At 71.1% G+C, this 18975-nt stretch carries 18 protein-coding genes; 8 read left to right on the top strand and 10 right to left on the bottom strand.

Annotated elements, in window-relative coordinates:
- Positions 1-109 precede the first annotated feature (109 nt).
- Complete coding sequence (locus FNV62_RS31240; protein WP_323186428.1) at positions 110-1420, top strand: D-alanyl-D-alanine carboxypeptidase; 1311 nt, start codon at positions 110-112, stop codon at positions 1418-1420.
- Here FNV62_RS31240 and FNV62_RS31235 read toward each other — a convergent pair.
- The 4 genes from FNV62_RS31235 to FNV62_RS31220 are packed head-to-tail and all read right to left on the bottom strand — an operon-like array spanning position 1374 to position 4231.
- Positions 1374-2333 (bottom strand): YihY/virulence factor BrkB family protein, encoded by a 960-nt coding sequence (locus tag FNV62_RS31235; protein ID WP_143602700.1) that lies wholly within the window; start codon positions 2331-2333, stop codon positions 1374-1376. The genes FNV62_RS31240 and FNV62_RS31235 overlap by 47 nt on opposite strands.
- A complete protein-coding gene (locus FNV62_RS31230) occupies positions 2321-2770 on the bottom strand; it encodes a GtrA family protein (protein ID WP_211180071.1) in 450 nt (149 codons plus the stop codon). The genes FNV62_RS31235 and FNV62_RS31230 overlap by 13 nt, the downstream gene beginning before the upstream one ends.
- Entirely contained in the window at positions 2764-3708 is a 945-nt protein-coding gene (locus FNV62_RS31225; RefSeq protein WP_060894425.1) for a decaprenyl-phosphate phosphoribosyltransferase, read from the bottom strand. Before FNV62_RS31225 ends, FNV62_RS31230 begins: the two co-directional genes overlap by 7 nt.
- Positions 3701-4231, bottom strand: a complete 531-nt coding sequence (locus FNV62_RS31220; protein ID WP_054233720.1) for a phosphatase PAP2 family protein — start codon at positions 4229-4231, stop codon at positions 3701-3703. The genes FNV62_RS31225 and FNV62_RS31220 overlap by 8 nt, the downstream gene beginning before the upstream one ends.
- Before the next feature lie 142 nt (positions 4232-4373).
- Here FNV62_RS31220 and FNV62_RS31215 point away from each other — a divergent pair, with 142 nt between their 5' ends.
- Together FNV62_RS31215 and FNV62_RS31210 are read left to right on the top strand one after the other, a co-directional pair.
- A complete protein-coding gene (locus FNV62_RS31215; RefSeq protein WP_097289157.1) occupies positions 4374-5765 on the top strand; it encodes an FAD-binding oxidoreductase in 1392 nt (463 codons plus the stop codon).
- 77 nt (positions 5766-5842) lie between these two features.
- The gene (locus FNV62_RS31210) at positions 5843-6598 is read left to right on the top strand and encodes a decaprenylphospho-beta-D-erythro-pentofuranosid-2-ulose 2-reductase (RefSeq protein WP_097285943.1); all 756 of its coding nucleotides are present in this window, start codon (positions 5843-5845) and stop codon (positions 6596-6598) included.
- Positions 6599-6670: 72 nt separating this feature from the next.
- On the opposite strand, the gene FNV62_RS31205 is transcribed toward FNV62_RS31210, so the two are convergent.
- Both FNV62_RS31205 and trpS read right to left on the bottom strand, forming a co-directional pair.
- Complete coding sequence (locus tag FNV62_RS31205; RefSeq protein WP_054233723.1) at positions 6671-7255, bottom strand: 2'-5' RNA ligase family protein; 585 nt, start codon at positions 7253-7255, stop codon at positions 6671-6673.
- A 198-nt stretch (positions 7256-7453) separates the two neighbouring features.
- Entirely contained in the window at positions 7454-8467 is a 1014-nt protein-coding gene (gene trpS / locus FNV62_RS31200) for a tryptophan--tRNA ligase (protein WP_054233774.1), read from the bottom strand.
- 177 nt (positions 8468-8644) lie between these two features.
- Here trpS and FNV62_RS31195 point away from each other — a divergent pair, with 177 nt between their 5' ends.
- On the top strand, positions 8645-9298 hold the full coding sequence (locus FNV62_RS31195) for a hypothetical protein (RefSeq protein ID WP_225900437.1): 654 nt from the start codon (positions 8645-8647) through the stop codon (positions 9296-9298).
- A 13-nt stretch (positions 9299-9311) separates the two neighbouring features.
- On the opposite strand, the gene FNV62_RS31190 is transcribed toward FNV62_RS31195, so the two are convergent.
- Entirely contained in the window at positions 9312-10808 is a 1497-nt protein-coding gene (locus FNV62_RS31190) for a glycine hydroxymethyltransferase (RefSeq protein WP_079089764.1), read from the bottom strand.
- 201 nt (positions 10809-11009) lie between these two features.
- Here FNV62_RS31190 and rocD point away from each other — a divergent pair, with 201 nt between their 5' ends.
- Positions 11010-12218 carry an ornithine--oxo-acid transaminase gene (gene rocD / locus FNV62_RS31185; protein WP_097285941.1) on the top strand — a complete coding sequence of 403 codons (1209 nt, stop codon included), beginning with the start codon at positions 11010-11012 and terminating at the stop codon, positions 12216-12218.
- 15 nt (positions 12219-12233) lie between these two features.
- Here the strand turns inward: rocD and FNV62_RS31180 are convergent, their stop codons facing one another.
- Complete coding sequence (locus FNV62_RS31180) at positions 12234-13421, bottom strand: glutathionylspermidine synthase family protein (RefSeq protein ID WP_097285940.1); 1188 nt, start codon at positions 13419-13421, stop codon at positions 12234-12236.
- A gap of 71 nt (positions 13422-13492) precedes the next feature.
- Complete coding sequence (locus FNV62_RS31175; protein ID WP_143602694.1) at positions 13493-13876, bottom strand: hypothetical protein; 384 nt, start codon at positions 13874-13876, stop codon at positions 13493-13495.
- A 135-nt stretch (positions 13877-14011) separates the two neighbouring features.
- Here FNV62_RS31175 and FNV62_RS31170 point away from each other — a divergent pair, with 135 nt between their 5' ends.
- Positions 14012-14863: a DMT family transporter gene (locus tag FNV62_RS31170; RefSeq protein WP_097285939.1), complete on the top strand. Its 852-nt coding sequence runs from the start codon at positions 14012-14014 to the stop codon at positions 14861-14863.
- Between the two features lie 280 nt (positions 14864-15143).
- Here the strand turns inward: FNV62_RS31170 and FNV62_RS31165 are convergent, their stop codons facing one another.
- A complete protein-coding gene (locus FNV62_RS31165) occupies positions 15144-15923 on the bottom strand; it encodes a DUF3050 domain-containing protein (protein WP_186003119.1) in 780 nt (259 codons plus the stop codon).
- A gap of 197 nt (positions 15924-16120) precedes the next feature.
- On the opposite strand from FNV62_RS31165, the gene FNV62_RS31160 reads away from it, so the two are divergent.
- Positions 16121-16744 carry an antibiotic biosynthesis monooxygenase gene (locus tag FNV62_RS31160; protein ID WP_225900436.1) on the top strand — a complete coding sequence of 208 codons (624 nt, stop codon included), beginning with the start codon at positions 16121-16123 and terminating at the stop codon, positions 16742-16744.
- 30 nt (positions 16745-16774) lie between these two features.
- Positions 16775-18973: an aminodeoxychorismate synthase component I gene (gene pabB / locus FNV62_RS31155; protein ID WP_143627864.1), complete on the top strand. Its 2199-nt coding sequence runs from the start codon at positions 16775-16777 to the stop codon at positions 18971-18973.
- Positions 18974-18975 lie beyond the last annotated feature (2 nt).

Here is an 18975-nt window from a genome sequence, read left to right as displayed (position 1 = left end):
TCCAGTATCGCCGTCGCCGGCCGGGACCCGGCGCCGGGGTGGCCGGGACCAGGGGACTCCAGCATCGGGTGATGGGACTTCCCGGTCCGCGCCCTGTAATTTCTCGACCGTGCCCGCCACCAAGAAGACCATCCGGCGATCGATGCTGGTCACTTCCGCCACCCTGTTGACCCTTTCGCTGACGACGACGGTCCCCGTCTTCGCGGCCGACAAGCCGTCGTCGTCACCGTCACCGACGGCGAGCCCGAGCGCGACTCCCCCGGCGAACATGTCGACGGTGGGCGGAGCGCGGCTGGGAGAGGCCGGGACGCAGGTGGATCTCGGCACGGGCGCCCCGGTGCTGCCCAAGGATGTGACCGCGCGCTCCTGGATCGTCACCGACGCCGAGTCGGGCGACGTGCTGGCCGCCCACAACGCGCACTGGCGGCTGCCCCCGGCGAGCACGCTGAAGATGCTCTTCGCCGACACCGTGCTGCCGAAGTTCCCCAGCACCGCGCAGCACAAGGTAGCCGTCACCGACCTCTCGGGCATCGGCGCGGGCTCCAGCATGGTGGGGATAAAGGAGGAGGAGACGTACAGCGTGCACGATCTGTGGCTCGGCGTCTTCCTGCGCTCCGGCAACGACGCCGTGCACGTGCTGTCGGCGATGAACGGCGGCGTGGAGCAGACGGTCAAGGACATGCAGGCGCACGCCGAGGACCTGCAGGCCCTCGACACGCATGTGGTCAGCCCCGACGGCTACGACCAGCCGGGCCAGGTGTCGTCGGCGTACGACCTGACGCTGTTCGCCCGCTCCGGGCTGCAGAAGAAGGACTTCCGGGAGTACTGCTCGACGGTGCGGGCGAAGTTCCCGGGCGAGACGAAGAAGAACGACAAGGGGAAGACGACCCGCGAGTCCTTCGAGATCCAGAACACCAACCGGCTGCTGACCGGTGACACCGACGTCTCCACGTACCAGGGCATCGCGGGGGTGAAGAACGGCAACACCACCAACGCGGGCGCCACCTTCACCGGTGTCGCCGAGCGGAACGGCAAGGTGCTCCTTGTCACCGTGATGAACCCGGAGAAGGACGAGCACAACGAGGTCTACAAGGAGGCCGCGCGGCTGCTCGACTGGGGCTTCAGCGCGGCCGGCAAGGTCAAACCGGTGGGTGCGCTGGTGCCGCCGAAGGGCGTCGACACCGGCGCGCAGGCGGGTGCGACCGCGTCCGCCGGGTCCAACACGCCGGTGTCGACCGGAGACCAGGGGACCAAGGCCTCGTCGTCGCCGGTGGCCGCCTCCGCGGCGGCGAAGGGCGGTTCCAGCGGGATCGGCACCGCCCTGGCCATCACGGGCGGTCTGCTCGCCCTGGTCGCCGGCGCCGTCTTCCTCGTCAACCGCCGCTGGCCCCTCCCCGACCTGATGCGCCGCCGCCGCTGACCTCCTCGAAGTCCCCGGGCTCCGCGGGCCCGTCGGGGTCGTCGTCGCGTTGCTTCGGGCCGGAGTCGGCATGTCCCGTGGCCGTCCAGGCGGCGCAGAACAGGACGAGTTTCGAGGTGAAGTTGATCCACAGCAGCAGCGCGACGGGCACACCGAAGGCGCCGTACATGCTCTTCGACGCCACGCCCCTCATATAGCTGCTGAGCAGCAACTTGAGCAGTTCGAAGCCGACGGCGCCCATCAGCGTGGCGACGACGAGCCGGTGGCGCGGCGGCTCGACGCCCGGCAGCAGGGTCAGGACGTACAGGAGCACCAGGAAGTCGGTGAGTACGGCGACGGCGAACGCGGCGGACTGCAGCAGCACGCTCCCCCAGTCGTGTTCGCCGATGCCGAGATGCCGGGCCGACCAGCCGACCAGCGAGGTCGCGACGGTGGAGACGGCGATGGTGACGAGTACGGCACCACCGAGTCCGACGAGGATGACGGCGTCCAGGAGCTTGCGCAGGAGGGGGTTCTCCTCCCTGTCGGGCAGCTCCCAGACCGCGCGCAGACAGTCCCGCATGGAGCCGACCCAGCCGATGCCGGTGAGCAGCAGGACGGCGCCCGCGATGAGCCCGATGGTGCCGGCGTTCTGGACCAGTGCGTTGATGTCGAGTTGGTCGGAGATGCCCGGCACCTGCTCGGCGATCTTGTCCTGAAGCTCCTTCTGCCGCTGGCTGGTGAGGGTGGCGGCGGCGATCGCGGCGCCGACGGTCAGCAGCGGGAAGAGCGCCACGAAGCTGATGAAGGTCATCGCGGCGGCGAGCCGCGTCCACTTCACCCGGTCCAGACGCTCGTACGACCGCCACCCGTGCGTGGCCATCAGGCGGGTGACCAACGGCCCCACGCCGGGGAGCTTTTTCAGCCAGTCCATGATCCGACTCTGCCCTCACCTCGGAAAACCCATGTCCGGGTACCCCAAAAACGCAGGACCGTGGCGAGTGCCATACCGATCCCCGCACCGGAGACCGTGTCGGCGCGTCGCGAGGTGAGCCCGAGGCCATAGTGGCTGACGGCGACGCACAGGAGCTGGACGAGGGCGCCCGCGAGGTTCACGGCGAGGAACGCGAGGAAGTCGGCGTACCGCCGGGGCCCCCGCACGGGGTGGTGCCGGTACGTGCCGAGCGCGTTGCCGGTGTACGCGACCGAGCAGCCCGCCACGAACGACAGCGTCTTGGCGGTGAGCGGGTCGAGGGCTACCGGGCCACGCAGCCAGAGGAAGAGGCCGAGGTCGGCGGCGTAGGCGAGGACGCCGACGGTGGCGAAGCCCAGGAGCTCCTGGGTCAGGGGCCGCCGGGCGAGGCTCACCAGTTCACGACCGCGAGCCCGTACATCGCGAGCCACACCAGCCCGATCAGGGCGAGCGCGCGGTCGCGCAGGACGACGTCCTCGGGCTCGCCCGCCGCGCCCCGGTCGGCGAAGACGGCGTACCGCAGGACGGCCAGGATGAAGGCGACCATGGACAGCTGGCGCCAGGGCAGCACCCCGGCGCTGGGCACGCCGCCCTCCTCCAGGGCCCACAGGCAGTAGGCGAGCACGGCGACCCCGGCGGCCAGCTGCCAGACGAAGCGCAGATAGCCGGTGGTGTACTCGGTGAGCAGCGCGCGGGTGGCACCGGCGTTCCCGGCCAGCTGGACGGCCTCGGAGTACCGTTTCGCCGCCACCATGAAGAGCGCGCCGAAGCCCGTGGTGATCAGGAACCAGCGGGAGAGCGGGATGCCGAGGGCGAGCCCGCCGATCATCGCCCGCATCAGGAACCCGGTCGTCACGACGGCGAGGTCGACGACCAGGACGTGCTTGAGGCTGACGCAGTACGCCAGTTGCATGCCGAGGTAGGCGGTCAGCAGTGCCGCGGTGACCGGGGAGGACAGCAGGGCGGCGGCGGTCGGGGCGAGGACGGCGAGCACGCCTCCCGTGGCGTAGGCGAGGGGGACGGGGACCTGGCCCGTGGCGACCGGGCGGTGGCGCTTGACCGGGTGGGCGCGGTCGGCTTCGGCGTCCCGGGCGTCGTTGATCAGGTAGACGGCGGCGGCGCAGGCCGTGAACAGGACGAAGACGAGCGCGAGTTGGATCACCGCGTGCCGGGAGAAGAGCTGGCCCGCCGCCGCCGGGGCCGCCACGACCAGCAGGTTCTTCACCCACTGGCGGGGGCGGGTGGTCCTGAGGAGACCCCGGGCGAGGCTGGTGAGGGTCCGCACGGGAACCGGGGCGGTCGGCGTGGGGTCCAGGAGCACCGTGCGTTCAGCCATGGCCGGCCTCGATCCAGCGGGCGCCCAGACGGGCCGTCAGGGCGCCCAGGGCGGCGCCCGCGAGCACGTCCGAGGGGTAGTGGACGCCGGCCACCAGCCGGGAGAGGCACATCGCGGCGGCGAGCGGCGGCAGCGGGCGGACTCCGAGCGCGCCGAAGGCGACCGCCGCGGCCGTCGCGGAGGCCGCGTGGGAGCTGGGGAACGAGTGACGTCCGGCCGTGCGCACCAGCGGGACGATGTGCGCGGGGCGTGGACGGCGCACGATCTGCTTCACGCCCATGCTGGCGAGGTGCGCGGTGGCGGTGAGCGCCGTGCCGCGCAGCCACGCGCCGCGCCGCCCGCGGTCGACCACCGCGCCCGTGAGCCCGGCCGCGAGCCACAGCACGCCGTGCTCCCCGCTCCAGGACAGGGCGTGTGCGACGGCCGCCACGCGTGGATCCGTGCCGCGCTCGTGGAGGGCCGACAGCAGCCGACGGTCCATGCCGTCCCACCGTCGGCGGTCCATGTCGTCAAGGTCGTCCATGTGATCTCACTCTTCTAGGGAGTGGCCGCAGAATTACGGAAATCTTGTACGACATCCCATTAATCACCCATTTCGGTGAGGAGCCGCGAAGACGGGAGAGGTGAGGGCTTTGTGTACCTTTTTCGCCGATACGGTCACGGTCATGCCTGCCGACACCGCCTCCGACCCGGCCGGATCCGCCTCCGACCCGGCCGAACCCGTCTCCGTCACGGGCTGGGGCCGCACCGCCCCGACCACCGCCCGTGTGGTCCGCCCGCGCACCTACGAGGAAGCGGCGGCCGCCGTCCGCGCCTGCGGGGTCCGCGGAGGCATCGCCCGGGGCCTGGGGCGGGCGTACGGGGACGCGGCGCAGAACGCGGGCGGGGCCGTGCTCGACATGACCGGCCTCGACCGCGTCCACGCGATCGACGTCGACGGCGGGACCGTGCTCTGCGACGCGGGCGTGAGCCTGCACCGGCTGATGGAGGTCCTGCTCCCGCTCGGCTGGTTCGTGCCGGTCACGCCCGGGACCCGCCAGGTGACCGTCGGCGGCGCGATCGGCGCGGACATCCACGGCAAGAACCACCATGTGTCCGGCTCGTTCGCCCGCCACGTCCTCTCCTTCGAGCTGCTGACCGCGGACGGCGCGATCCGCACGGTGGGCCGGGGCACCCCCCTCTTCGACGCCACCGCGGGCGGCATGGGCCTGACCGGGGTGATCCTCACGGCGACCGTCCGGCTCCAGCCCGTCGAGACCTCGCTGATGTCCGTCGACACCGAACGCGCGGCGGACCTGGACGACCTGATGGCCCGTCTCACCGCCACGGACCACCGCTACCGGTACTCGGTCGCCTGGATCGACCTGCTGGCGCGCGGCCGCTCGACGGGACGCTCGGTGCTCACCCGCGGGGAACACGCCCCCCTGGACGCGCTCCCCCCACGCGCGCGCCGACGCCCGCTGGCGTTCCGACCGCCGCGATTCCCGTCCGCGCCCCCCTTCGTACCGGAGGGACTGCTCGGCCGCGGGACGGTGGCCCTCTTCAACGAGCTCTGGTACCGGAAGGCACCCCGCGCGCGTGCCGGTGAACTACAGCGGATCCCGGCCTTCTTCCACCCGCTCGACGGGGTGCCGCACTGGAACCGGATCTACGGGCGCGGTGGCTTCGTGCAGTACCAGTTCGTCGTCGGACACGGGCGCGAGGAGGCCCTGCGGCGCATCGTGCGGCGCGTCGCCGAACGCCGGTGCCCGTCCTTCCTCGCCGTCCTGAAGCGTTTCGGCGAGGGCGATCCGGGCTGGCTCTCCTTCCCGATGCCGGGCTGGACCCTCGCCCTGGACATCCCCGCGAACCTGCCGGGCCTCGGCTCCTTCCTCGACGAGCTGGACGAGGAGGTGGCAGGGGCGGGCGGACGCGTGTACCTGGCGAAGGACGCGCGGCTGCGGCCGGAACTGCTGGCCGACATGTATCCACGACTGACCGAATTCCGGGAACTACGGGCCGAGTTGGACCCGCGCGGGGTGTTCACCTCCGACCTGTCCCGCCGCCTCGACCTCTAGAACCGATCGAACTTCCCGCCGCCCCGGCCTCCAGAACCGGTCGACCCTCCCGCCTCCTCACCCCTCTAGGAGTTGTCATGAAGGACGCCTTCGGAGCCCCCCAGTCCCTGCTGATCCTCGGCGGCACGTCCGAGATCGCGCTGGCCACGGCGCGCCGTCTGATCGCCCGGCGCACCCGCACGGTGTGGCTCGCCGGACGGCCCTCGCCGGCCCTGGAGCGGGACGCCGAGCACCTGCGCGCACTGGGCGCCGACGTCCGTACCCTCGCCTTCGACGCGCTCGACCCCGAGTCCCACGAGACGGTTCTCGGCAAGGTCTTCACCGAGGGCGACCTCGACATGGTGCTGCTCGCCTTCGGGGTCCTCGGCGACCAGGCCCGGGACGAGCGGGAGCCGGTGGCCGCCGCCCGGATCGCGCAGACCAACTACACGGGCGCGGTGTCGGCCCTGCTGGTGTGCGCGCGGGCCCTCCAGACGCAGGGGCACGGGTCCCTGGTGGTGCTCTCCTCGGTCGCGGGCGAGCGCGCCCGCCGCTCCAACTTCATCTACGGGTCGAGCAAGGCGGGGCTGGACGCCTTCGCCCAGGGTCTGGGCGACGCGCTGCACGGCACCGGCGTCCACGTGATGGTCGTACGCCCGGGGTTCGTCCGTACGAAGATGACCGCGGGGCGCGCGGAGGGACCCATGGCCACCACACCGGAGGCGGTCGCGACGGCCGTCGAGGTGGGGCTGCGACGGCGCTCGGAGACGGTGTGGGTGCCGGGGGCGCTGCGGCTGGTGATGGCGGCGCTGCGGCACGTACCGCGAGCGGTGTTCCGCCGCCTGCCGATCTAGCTCGACCGAGGCCGTCCGGCTCGACCGCGGCTAGCGGCTAGCGGCTAGCGGCTAGCGGCTAGCGGCTAGCGGCTAGCGGCTAGCGATGGTGCCGCGCTCCACGTCCGCGTGGCCCGCCTGCGGTGGCACCACGGATCCGCCGAAGGCGAACTCCCGGAGCTTGCGCCACACACTGTCGGAGCCCTGTTCGTAGAGCGCGAACCCCGTGCAGGGCCACTCGGCGTCGTAGTCGGCGAGTTCCTGGAACGCGCGGTCCATCGCCGCGTCGTCGATGCCGTGCGCCACCGTGACGTGCGGGTGGTACGGGAACTGCAGTTCGCGCGCCACGGGACCGGAGGCGTCGCGGACCCGCTGCTGGAGCCAGGTGCAGGCCTCGGCGCCCTGGACGACCTTCACGAACACCACCGGCGACAGGGGCCGGAAGGTGCCGGTGCCCGACAGCCGCATCGGGAAGGGGCGGCCGGCCACGGCGACCTCGGTCAGGTGCGCCTCGACGGCCGGCAGGTCGGCGGCGTGGACCTCCGTCGGCGGCAGCAGGGTGACGTGCGTGGGGATGCCACAAGCCGCGGGGTCGCCGAAGCCCGCGCGCCGCTCCTGGAGCAGGCTGCCGTAAGGCTCCGGGACCGCGATCGACACGCCGATCGTTACGGTCCCCACGTCGTCTCCTGTCGTCGTGTCCGGTGCGTCGTCGGTCGCGTCACCGGTTGCGTTGTCCTTCGCGTCGCCGGGCGCGTTGTCTGGTTCGTACTCAGCCGTCCGGCTATCGACTGTAAGGCCACGGCTGTGTTGTGGGCAGGCGCAGCCGTAGTGATGTGCAGCGCTCTGCCCAGTGGTACGTGTGTGCGGTCGTACGCCTCAGTGCTTGGCGGGCAGGAAGCCCACCCGGTCGTACGCCTGCGCGAGCGTCTCCGCGGCGACGGCGCGCGCCTTCTCGGCTCCCTTGGCCAGGATCGAGTCGAGCGTCTCCGGGTCGTCCAGGTACTGCTGGGTGCGCTCCCGGAACGGGGTCACGAAGTCGACCATGACCTCGGCGAGGTCCGTCTTGAGCGCACCGTAGCCCTTGCCCGCGTAGTTCTCCTCCAGTTCCGCGATACCGGTACCGGTGAGGGTCGAGTAGATGGTCAGCAGATTGCTGATACCCGGTTTGTGCTCGCTGTCATACCTGATGACGGTGTCCGTGTCGGTGACCGCGCTCTTGACCTTCTTGGCGGTGGTCTTCGGCTCGTCGAGCAGGTTGATGAGGCCCTTCGGCGTGGACGCCGACTTGCTCATCTTGATCGACGGGTCCTGGAGGTCGTAGATCTTCGCCGTCTCCCTGAGGATGTACGGCTTCGGGATCGTGAAGGTCTCGCCGAATCGGCCGTTGAAGCGCTCGGCGAGGTCGCGGGTGAGCTCGACGTGCTGGCGCTGGTCCTCACCGACCGGAACCTCGTTCGCCTGGTACAGCAGGATGTCCGCGACCTGGAGGATCGGGTACGTGAACAGGCCGACGGACGCGCGGTCCGAGCCCTGCTTGGCGGACTTGTCCTTGAACTGGGTCATGCGGGAGGCCTCGCCGAAGCCGGTGAGGCAGTTCATGATCCAGGCGAGCTGGGCGTGCTCGGGGACATGGCTCTGCACGAAGAGCGTGCATCGGTCCGCGTCGAGACCGGCGGCGAGCAGCTGCGCGGCGGCGAGCCGGGTGTTCGCGCGCAGGTCCGCCGGGTCCTGCGGAACGGTGATCGCGTGCAGGTCGACGACCATGTAGAAGGCGTCGTGGGACTCCTGCAGGGCCACCCACTGGCGGACGGCGCCGAGGTAGTTGCCGAGGTGGAACGAGCCTGCTGTGGGCTGGATTCCGGAGAGCACGCGGGGACGTTCAGAGGCCATGTTCACCATTCTCTCAGGTACACCCGGGAGCTCGGGAACAGGTGGGAACAGAGCTCTCCCCCAAAGGGGGACCTGGGCGGATACTCGGGCGGGTACTCAAGGCACGTACCGGGGGCGGCGGACGGGGGACGCATGGCGGGCCGGGGCAGACGGGCGAGGTCGGGGATCGCGGGGTTCGTGGGGTTCGTGGGGTTGGTGCTCGCCGTGCTGGGGGCGCACCCGGCGCGGGCTTCCGCACCGGCCGCGGGGCGCAGTGCCCCGGACATCGCGCTGGTCATCGAGGGCGGCACGGGGCGCACGACCGCGCTGCACTCCGGGGAGCGGGACTTCAGGCGGCTGTGGGACCTGCTGACTCCCACCTACATGGGGACGGAGCGGGTGCCGGACGCGTGGACGGCGGGCGACTTCCCGCCGGTACGGGCCACCGTGGTGTGGGGGCTGAGCGGGGTCGGGGGCTGGCCGCAGACCGACAGCGCGCCGGGGGCCGATGTCGCCATGGGGCGCCAGGACCAGCTGTTCCTGGCCGCGGACGGCACGCCCTGGGTACGCACGGACCCCTCGCCCGACGTCGTGGACGACGACATCCGCTGGCACCGCGCGTCGCGCTCGGTGTACGAGCGGGTGGTCGAGCGGGGGAAGCTGCTCGACGCCGCCGCAAGCGCACCGGGCTCGGAACGGGGTGTCGAGGAGCGTGCGCGGTGGGTGCTGCCGGGGCTGGGAGCGGGTCTGCTCCTCGGGGTCGGCGGCACCCTCCTGGTACGCCGCGCGGCGGCCCGGCGCGAGGGCGCCGTACCGCCGCGGGAACCACGACAGGAGTTGATCGACCTCTGAACCAGGAGGTGGGTCAGCCGAGGTCGATCTCCGGGTAGAGCGGGAACGGGGCCAGCAGGTCGGTGGCGCGGTGGGAGATCTCGTCGGAGATCTTCGGGTCCAGGACGTGCTGGGCCTTGGACGGGGCGCCCTTGGCGGTGGTGCCGGGCTCGGCGGCGGTGAGGACGCGGTCGATGAGACCGGCGATCTCGTCCATCTCGGTGGTGCCCAGGCCACGGGTGGTCAGCGCGGGCGTGCCGATACGGATGCCGGAGGTGTACCAGGCGCCGTTCGGGTCGGCGGGGATGGCGTTGCGGTTGGTGACGATGCCCGAGTCGAGCAGCGCGGACTCGGCCTGGCGGCCGGTGAGGCCGTAGGAGGAGGCGACGTCGATCAGGTTGAGGTGGTTGTCCGTGCCGCCGGTGACCAGGGTGGCGCCGCGCCGCATCAGGCCCTCGGCGAGGGCGCGGGCGTTGTCGACGACGGCCTGGGCGTAGTCGCGGAACTCGGGGCGGCGGGCCTCGGCGAGCGCGACGGCCTTGGCGGCCATGACGTGCGGGAGGGGGCCGCCGAGGACCATCGGGCAGCCGCGGTCGACCTGCTCGGCGAGGCTCTCGTCGCACAGGACCATGCCGCCGCGCGGGCCGCGCAGCGACTTGTGCGTGGTGGTGGTGACGATCTGGGCGTGCGGGACGGGGTCGAAGTCGCCGGTGAGGACCTTGCCCGCGACCAGACCGGCGAAGTGCGCCATGTCGACCATCAGGGTCGCGCCGACCTCGTCGGCGATCTCCCGCATGATCCGGAAGTTCACCAGGCGGGGGTAGGCGGAGTAGCCGGCGACGATGATCAGCGGCTTGAACTCACGGGCCGACGTCCGCAGCGCCTCGTAGTCGATGAGGCCGGTGGCGGGATCGGTGCCGTAGGAACGCTGGTCGAACATCTTTCCTGAGATGTTCGGGCGGAAGCCGTGGGTGAGGTGGCCGCCGGCGTCCAGGGACATGCCGAGCATGCGCTGGTTGCCGAAGGCCTGGCGCAGCTCGGCCCAGTCGGCCTCGGAGAGGTCGTTGACGTTGCGGACGCCGGCCTTCGCGAGGGCCGGGGCCTCGACGCGGGCGGCGAGCACGGCCCAGAAGGCGACCAGGTTGGCGTCGATGCCGGAGTGCGGCTGGGCGTAGGCGTGCTCGGCGCCGAAGAGCTCGCGGGCGTGTTCGGCGGCGAGGGCCTCGACGGTGTCGACGTTGCGGCAGCCGGCGTAGAAGCGGCGGCCGACGGTGCCCTCGGCGTACTTGTCGCTGAACCAGTTGCCCATGGCCAGCAGGGTGGCCGGGGAGGCGTAGTTCTCCGACGCGATCAGCTTGAGCATGTCGCGCTGGTCGGCGATCTCCTGGCCGATGGCGTCGGCGACGCGGGGCTCCACGGCCCGGATCACGTCGAGGGCGCTGCGGAAGGCGGTGGACTCGGTGGAAAGGGGCTCGGGCATTGACGGCCTCCGGACGTGGCGTTCAGCGTTCACGGGTCGGCCCAGGCGCACGGCACACGGTTCATGGGCCGCTCCCCGATGGTCGGTCCCATCCCAGCGCGCCAGTCACGGCCCCGCCCGTCAGCCTACCGGGCGCGCCGGATCGCCGGGTTCCTCCGTCCACCATGCGAGCGACGATAGGAGATAAGAAGGGAGCCACGAGCCCGACCCCCGTGGGGCAGCGATCCCTGGGCTGCAGGAAACGGAGATCCCGTGACCACCACCGAACGACTCATCGCCTCGGCCGAAGCGCACGGCGCGCACAACTACCACCCGTTGCCGGTCGTCGTGGCGACGGCGGACGGGGCCTGGATGACGGACGTCGAGGGCCGCCGCTTCCTCGACCTGTTGGCCGGCTACTCGGCGCTGAACTTCGGCCACGGCAACCGGCGGCTGCTCGACGCGGCGAAGGCGCAGCTGGAGCGGGTGACGCTGACCTCGCGGGCCTTCCACCACGACCGGTTCGCCGACTTCTGCGCGCAGCTCGCGCAGTTGTGCGGCATGGAGATGGTGCTGCCGATGAACACGGGTGCGGAGGCGGTGGAGACCGCCGTGAAGACGGCCAGGAAGTGGGGGTACCGCGTCAAGGGCGTCCCCGACGGCCGGGCGAGGATCGTCGTGGCGAGCGACAACTTCCACGGCCGTACGACGACACTCATCAGCTTCTCCACGGACGCGGAGGCGCGGACGGACTTCGGGCCGTTCACGCCGGGCTTCGACATCGTGCCGTACGGGGATCTGGCCGCGCTGCGGGCGGCCGTCACCGAGGAGACGGTCGCGGTGCTGCTGGAGCCGATCCAGGGCGAGGCGGGCGTGCTGGTGCCGCCGCCCGGCTACCTCGCCGGGGTGCGGGAGCTGACGCGCGAGCGGAACGTCCTCTTCGTCGCGGACGAGATCCAGTCCGGTCTTGGGCGCACGGGCCGCACCTTCGCGTGCGAGCACGAGGGCGTGGTGCCGGACATGTACGTACTGGGCAAGGCGCTCGGGGGCGGGGTCGTACCGGTGTCGGCGGTGGTCTCGAGCAGGGAGGTGCTCGGGGTGTTCCGGCCCGGTGAGCACGGGTCGACGTTCGGCGGGAACCCGCTGGCCTGCGCGGTGGCGCTCGAGGTGATCGCGATGCTGCGGTCGGGCGAGTACCAGCGGCGCGCCGCGGAACTGGGTGACCACCTGCACCGGGAGCTGGGGCTGCTGGCGGGCACGGGGCATGTCACGGCGGTGCGCGGGCGGGGGCTGTGGGCGGGCGTCGACATCGCCCCCGAGTACGGCACGGGACGCGAGATCTCCGAGCGGCTGATGGACCGGGGTGTCCTGGTCAAGGACACCCACGGGGTCACGGTCCGGATCGCCCCGCCGCTGGTCATCAGCAAGGAGGACCTGGACTGGGGGCTGGCCCAGCTGCGTGCGGTGCTGGGTGCCGACTGAGCGCCGACCGGGTGCCTAGAGGATCACGTGGGGCAGGAAGCGGGCGTACTCGTCCGTGACCAGCCCGGACGACTCACGGATGCCGAGCCCCGCCGACTCGCCGTCCACGACCCAGGCGCCGAGGACGACATGGTTGCCGTCGAAGGAGGGAAGGGGGGCCAGTTCCTGGTAGCAGCAGGGCTCGTCCTCGCGTACGACGGGAACGGCGCCCGGCGCGTGCACCGTCACCCCGGCGCCCTCGCGGCCGAGGAGCGGCTTGGCGACGTACCCCCGGGTGGTGGCCAGCTCCCGGGGTCCGTCGAGGTAGGCGGGGAGGAGGTTGGGGTGGCCCGGGTACAGCTCCCAGAGCACGGCGAGGAGGGCCTTGTTGCTGAGGAGCATCTTCCAGGCGGGCTCGATCCACAGGGTCGTGCCCGTACCGCCGCCGTTGTCGAGGGTGTCCAGGACGTGGTCGGCGAAGCGGTCGGTGGTGAGCCACTCCCAGGGGTAGAGCTTGAAGCAACTGCGGATGAAACGGAGCTGGTTGTCGACGAAGCGGCCGGAGAGGGGGTCCCAGCCGATCTCCTCCACCGAGATCCAGTCGGTGTCGAGGCCCGCCTGCTGCGCCGTCTCCTTCAGGTACGCGACGGTCATCAGGTCCTCGCCGAGTTCGTCGGCGGCGGAGTGCGCGAAGTGGAGGGGGCTGCCCGGCGGGAGGAGGGCGGCCTGCTTCTTCCAGGCGGCGACGAGTCGTTCGTGCAGGGAGTTCCACTGGTCGGCGCCGGGGAAGCGGTCCTCCATCCAGAACCACTGCGGGCTCGCCGCCTCGACGAGGGACGTCGGGGTGTCCGCGTTGTACTCCAGCATCTTGGCGGGGCCCGTGCCGTCGTGACGCAGGTCGAAACGGCCGTAGACGGAGGGGAGTTCGTCGCGGCGCTGCCAGGCCTCGGCGACCGCCCGCACCACGCGCGGGTCGGTGATGCCGAGGTCGGCGAAACGGTTCTCCGTGACGATGTGCTCGGCCGCCGCCAGGCACATGCGGTGCAGTTCCTCGACGACCTCCTCCAGCGCCTCCACCTCCGGGAGCGAGAAGGCGTAGTACGCGCTCTCGTCCCAGTAGGGGCGCAGGGAGTCGTCCGGGTAGCGGGTCAGGGGGTAGATGAGGCCCTGTCGCTCGACGGTCTGCTGCCAGCCGGCGCGGGGCTCGATGGTGCGGCGCTCCATGGCGTACGGGTCCGATCGGTGCTGGGCGCGCGGCCCACGGCTACGGGTGCGGTGACGTGGTGTCGCGTCGCTCAGCCGCCGGAGCTGCCCTTGCCGCTGCCGAAGCCACCGCGGTCGACGGAGTGATGGCTGCCGCCGCTGGTGCTGCTGCCGGATCCCTTGCTCGCCTTGGTGAAGGAGCCGCCGTCGACCCAGCCGCCCTTCTTCTTGCCGCCGTAGTACCAGCCGCTGCTGACCGAGGTCTTCGTGGTCCCGGTCTTGGTGGTCTTGACGGACTTGGTGGTCTTGCAGTTCTTGTCGGCGATGACCTTGTAGCCCTTGAGCGAGGTGTAGCTGTCGCGGTCGACGCAGCGCTTGTCCGGCTCCGAGGAGCAGGCGGTGAGGGCCGCCGCGAGGAGTCCCATGCCGCCGAGTACGACCGTTCCCGAACGCAGTCGCCGTCGTGTGTCCGCCATCTTCGATCCCCCGTTGGTCATGAGCGTGCGCGCGCTTTGCTCGGCGCTGGCGATCAGATTAGAGGTCCTTTGCGCAAGGCAGGCGAGGGACCCCTTCGATTCGGCGTCGCCTAGAGTCACTTCGTGCTCTTTGGAATGGTGTGCGCGCTCGGCGCGGCGGTCTGCTTCGGTACGGCGACGGTGTTGCAGGCGATCGCCGCGCGGGCGGCGGCCGACAGCGGCGGCTCGGGCGGGGACGCGGCTCTGCTGCTGCGGGCGCTGCGGCAGTGGCGGTATCTCGCGGGCCTCGCGCTGGACGGGCTTGGCTTCCTGTTGCAGATCGCGGCGCTTCGCTCCATCCCCATCTACGCGGTCGGGGCGGCGCTGGCGGCGAGCCTCGCGGTGACGGCGGTGGTCGCCGCGCGGCTGCTGCATGTGCGGTTGAGCGGGGTGGAGTGGGCCGCGGTGGGGGTGGTGTGCGCGGGGCTGGCGATGCTCGGACTGGCGTCCGGGACCGAGGGCAGCGAGGCCGGGTCCATGACGCTGAAGTACTGGATGCTGGGGACCGCGGTGGTGGTACTGCTGCTCGGTCTGGTGGGCGGGCGGTTGTCCGGGCGGGGCCGGGCGTTGGTCCTCGGGCTCGGGGCCGGGTTCGGGTTCGGGGTCGTAGAGGTCTCGGTACGACTGATCGACGACCTCGCGCCCGCCACGCTGCTGACCAACCCGGCGACGTACGCGCTGCTCATCGGCGGAGGCGCCGCGTTCATCCTGCTGACCTCGGCGCTGCAGCGCGGCTCGGTGACGACGGCCACGGCCGGTCTGGTCATCGGCGAGACCATCGGACCGGCCCTGGTGGGCGTGATCTGGCTGGGCGACCGCACCCGCGAGGGCCTGGCCTGGCTGGCGGTACTGGGGTTCGCGGTGGCGGTGGCGGGCGCGTTGGCGCTGGCACGGTTCGGGGAGGCGCCGGTGGAAGAACCGGCGAAGGAGCCGCTGCAGGAGGGGTGACGGGGCGCAGCGGTCGAACCGCTCGATCTTGCCGTCGACGAGCTCGAACACGTACTGAACGAACAGCACCGGAGAGGCCCGAGCAGGACAAGGAGTGCTGGAGCGTACCGACGAGCTGCAGCACCGCAGCCCTGACGGCACGCGCAGGATCCCCGAGTGCTCCACGGCCGCGCGTGGGGCGGCCCCCGTTCGCGTCCGGGCCGCCGCGGATCCCTGGAGGGAGAAGCACGGCGCAGCCCCGCCGCAGGGGACCGTCCGCGGCGGCGCGCCCCTTCGGTCCTCAGGTCATCGCCTCCACGATCCCGTCCCACAACCGCACCCTCGCCTCCAGGGCCAGCGTCGCTGTTTCGACCGCCTCCTGCCAGCGTGTGTCGTCCGCGCCGCAGAGGTCGGCCACCATCTGCATGGCCATGGGGGTGTGTTCCTCGCCGTCGACCTCGATATGTCGGGCCAGGTAGTCGCAGAAGAGCGGGAAGCGGTCGGTGCCCTCCTTCTTGATGACCTGGTCGAACATGTCGGGGATGAGGTCCTCCCGGGAGAAGGCGAACGCGGCCGCCCGGCAGTGCAGCGGCCGGTCCGAGATGATCTCGAACGTGGTGCGGACGAACCCGGCTGCGGGGGCGGGGACTTGGGCGACGCGGAGCGCGGAGGGCACGTCGTGGCCCTCGGCGATCAGGGCGAGGAAGGTGTCGATCCTGGTCCCGTCGGCGTCCGCCTCGGTCATGCCCGCGCGGTACAGCTCGAAGTGGCTGGTGAAGCCGCCGTTCAGTTCGTCGCTCTCCTCGACCAGGACGATGTCGTTGATCAGGCGTCGGCTCACCTCCGTGCCGCGCGGCACCCAGGGGACGTCGACGCAGGTCAGTTCCCGTTGCAGGGACTTCAGGAGCGACATGAAGTCCCATACCGCGAACACGTGGTGCGCCATGAACGTCGCCATGCCCTCCCGGCTGTTTATCCGCTGGTAAATCGGGTGGGTGGTGACCTCCTTACGAGCGGGTTCGATCACGGAACGCGCCCGCTCGATTCCCTCGTGGTTCATATTCCAGTCGTACCTGGACATGGGATCTCCTTCTTGGTGCCGGAGGGGGGCCGCAGCGGCGACGGATGGCGATCGTGCAGCTTTATCGGCGGGCCTCGCAAGCACTTTCTGAAATTACGGGAGAGTTACCAGGAGTATCGACCTGCAGAAGATGCCAAGATAACCGAAAGGTAAACAAAAGGTCACGATCCGGACACTCGAGAAACTTCGTTGAAGATTTGAACGCGCGGTACGCGCTTTCCGTACTCGATGGCGTGACCAGGAATCCCGTAACCGTCACCGTGGCGTATCACGTGATCCCGGGCCGCGAGACCGACTTCCACTCCTGGGGGTGGGCCGTACTGCGGGCGAGCTCGCGCGAACCGGGCTTCCTGGGGGGTGGTGTACTTGCCGACGGAGAGGCGGAGTGGCATGTGGTCTACCGCTTCGACAGCGAGGGGTCGGCCCTGGCCTGGGAAGACTCGACCATCCGGGCGCAGTGGGCCACCCGGGCGGACCCGTTCGCCCGGGAGACGGGCCGGCGGAGCGTGCGGGGCTCCAAGAGCTGGTTCGACGCCCAGACCGGCCCGCCGAAACCGCCGGCCGCACCGCCCCCGCCCGCGAAATGGAAGCTTTGGTTCGTGAATATGAGCGCGGTTTTCCCACCGGTGCTGTTATTCAATCTGCTAGTGATTCCGTATCTCGGTGGTCTCAATCCGCTCATCCGAACACTGCTGCTGTGTCTGTGTGTGACGGCCCTCGTCACCTGGATTCTCATGCCGCGCCTTCAGCGGTTCTTCAAGAAATGGCTGTACCCACCGCTCCAGGCGCTCCGCGGACGCCACAAAAGACGGACCGCGTAGGCCCGAGAACGATCAAAGGGAGGTGGGCGGGTGAAGACCCTGCTCATCGACAATTACGACTCGTACACGTACAACCTGTTCCAGCTGATCGCCGAGGTCAACGGCGAGGAGCCGGTGGTGATCCTCAACGACGCCGCCCCCGACGGAACAGGCGGAAGAACTCCGGATCTCTCGGAATTCGACAATGTGGTGGTGTCGCCGGGACCGGGGCACCCGGCCGAATCCCGTGACTTCGGGATCAGCGCCAGAGTGCTCGCGGAGTCCACGATCCCGGTGCTCGGTGTCTGCCTGGGCCACCAGGGCATCGCACTCGGGGAGCGGGGCCGGGTGCTGCCCGCCCCGGAGCCCCGGCACGGGCATCTGTCGAGAATCCGGCACGACGAGCGGGACCTGTTCCAGGGGCTGCCGCAGCACTTCACCGCGGTCCGCTACCACTCGCTGTCCGTGCGCGAGCCGCTGCCCGAGACGCTGGAAGCCACGGCCTGGTCCGAGGACGGCGTCCTGATGGGGCTGCGGCACCGTACCCGGCCGCTGTGGGGGGTGCAGTTCCACCCGGAGTCCGTCCTCACCGAGTACGGCCATCGGATGCTCGTGAACTTCCGCAACCTCACGGCGCAACGCGCCCGCAAGACCCGTACGAAGAACACCGCGGTCCCCCCGTCCGCGGCGGCCGTCCCCGCCCCCGCCACGCCCTCCCGCCCCGCGCGGACCGTCCGCCCCGCCCACCGGCTGCACACCCGCCGCATCGCCACCGCCGTCGACGCGGAGGCCGCCTTCACCCGCATGTACGCCGCCTCCCCGCGGGCGTTCTGGCTGGACAGCGCGCGGGTCGAGGAGGGGCGGTCACGGTTCTCGTTCTTCGGTGACGGCTCCGGGCCGCTGTCGGAGTTCGTCCGGTACGACGTCACGAGCGGCCGCTGCGAGATCGAGCGGGCCGGCCGGCCCGCGCGCAAGGTCCGGGCGAGCGTCTTCGACTACCTCAAGCGGCAGTTGGCGAACCGCCGCGTGGACGCCACCGGGCTGCCCTTCGACTTCACCGGCGGATACGTCGGCTACTTCGGGTACGAGACCAAGGCCGACTGCGGCTCCCCGAACCGCCACCGGGCCGAAACCCCCGACGCCTGCTGGCTGTTCGCCGACCGCCTGATCGCCGTGGACCACCAGGAAGGCTTCACCTACGCCGTCTGTGTGGCCGAGGACACCCCCCAGGCCACCCGGGAGGCCACCGACTGGCTCGACGGCGCACTCGCCCAGCTCACCTTCGTCGGCCCCGAGCCGCAGCCGTTACCGCCCGCTCCCGTGTCGGCCGAGCCGGACCTCGACGCCGCCGAACCGTGGCTCGTCCGCGACCGGTCCACCTACCTCGCGGACATCGAGGCCTGCACACGCGAACTCCGCGCGGGCACCAGCTACGAGATCTGTCTGACCAACGCCGCCCGGCTGCCCGCGCCGCCCGACGCGTACGACTTCTACCGGGTGCTGCGCCGCGTCAACCCGGCGCCGTACGCGGCCTTCCTGCGGTTCGGCGACCTCGACGTGGCGGGCGCCTCCCCCGAGCGCTTCCTGCGGATCACCCGCGGCGGCGTCGCCGAGGCCCGGCCCATCAAGGGCACCGCGCCCCGGGGCGGCACCCCGGAGGAGGACACACGCCTGCGGGACGCGCTGGCCGCCGACGCCAAGACCCGCGCCGAGAACCTGATGATCGTCGACCTGCTCCGCAACGACCTGGGCCGGGTCTGCCGGACCGGGACGGTACGCGTCTCCCGGCTCATGGCCACCGAGACCTACGCCACCGTGCACCAGCTCGTCTCCACCGTCGAGGGCCGGCTGCGCCCGGAGACGGACGCGGTGGACTGCGTCCGCGCCTGCTTCCCCGGCGGCTCGATGACCGGCGCGCCGAAGCTGCGCACCATGGAGATCATCGACACGCTGGAGACCGAGGCGCGCGGGGTGTACTCCGGAGCCCTCGGCTACCTGGGGTGCAGCGGCGGCGCCGACCTCAGCATCGTCATCCGTACCGCCGTACTCGCGGAGGGGCTGACGCACCTGGGCGCGGGCGGCGCGATCGTCCTCGACTCCGATCCGGCCGCGGAGTACGACGAGATGCTGCTGAAGACGGCGGCACAGATGCGGGCCCTGCGGGAGCACCAGGAAGCCACCTCGGCAGGGGTGAACGCCCGTCGGGCTGACGCTCCCCGCCGTGCCGCCGTAGAGGAGCCCGCCCGGTGACG

Source organism: Streptomyces sp. RLB3-17, from assembly GCF_007113425.2.
Lineage (GTDB): Bacteria > Actinomycetota > Actinomycetes > Streptomycetales > Streptomycetaceae > Streptomyces > Streptomyces mirabilis_D.
Note: the sequence above shows the minus strand (reverse complement) of the source record. Positions and strands in the feature narration are given on the sequence as shown.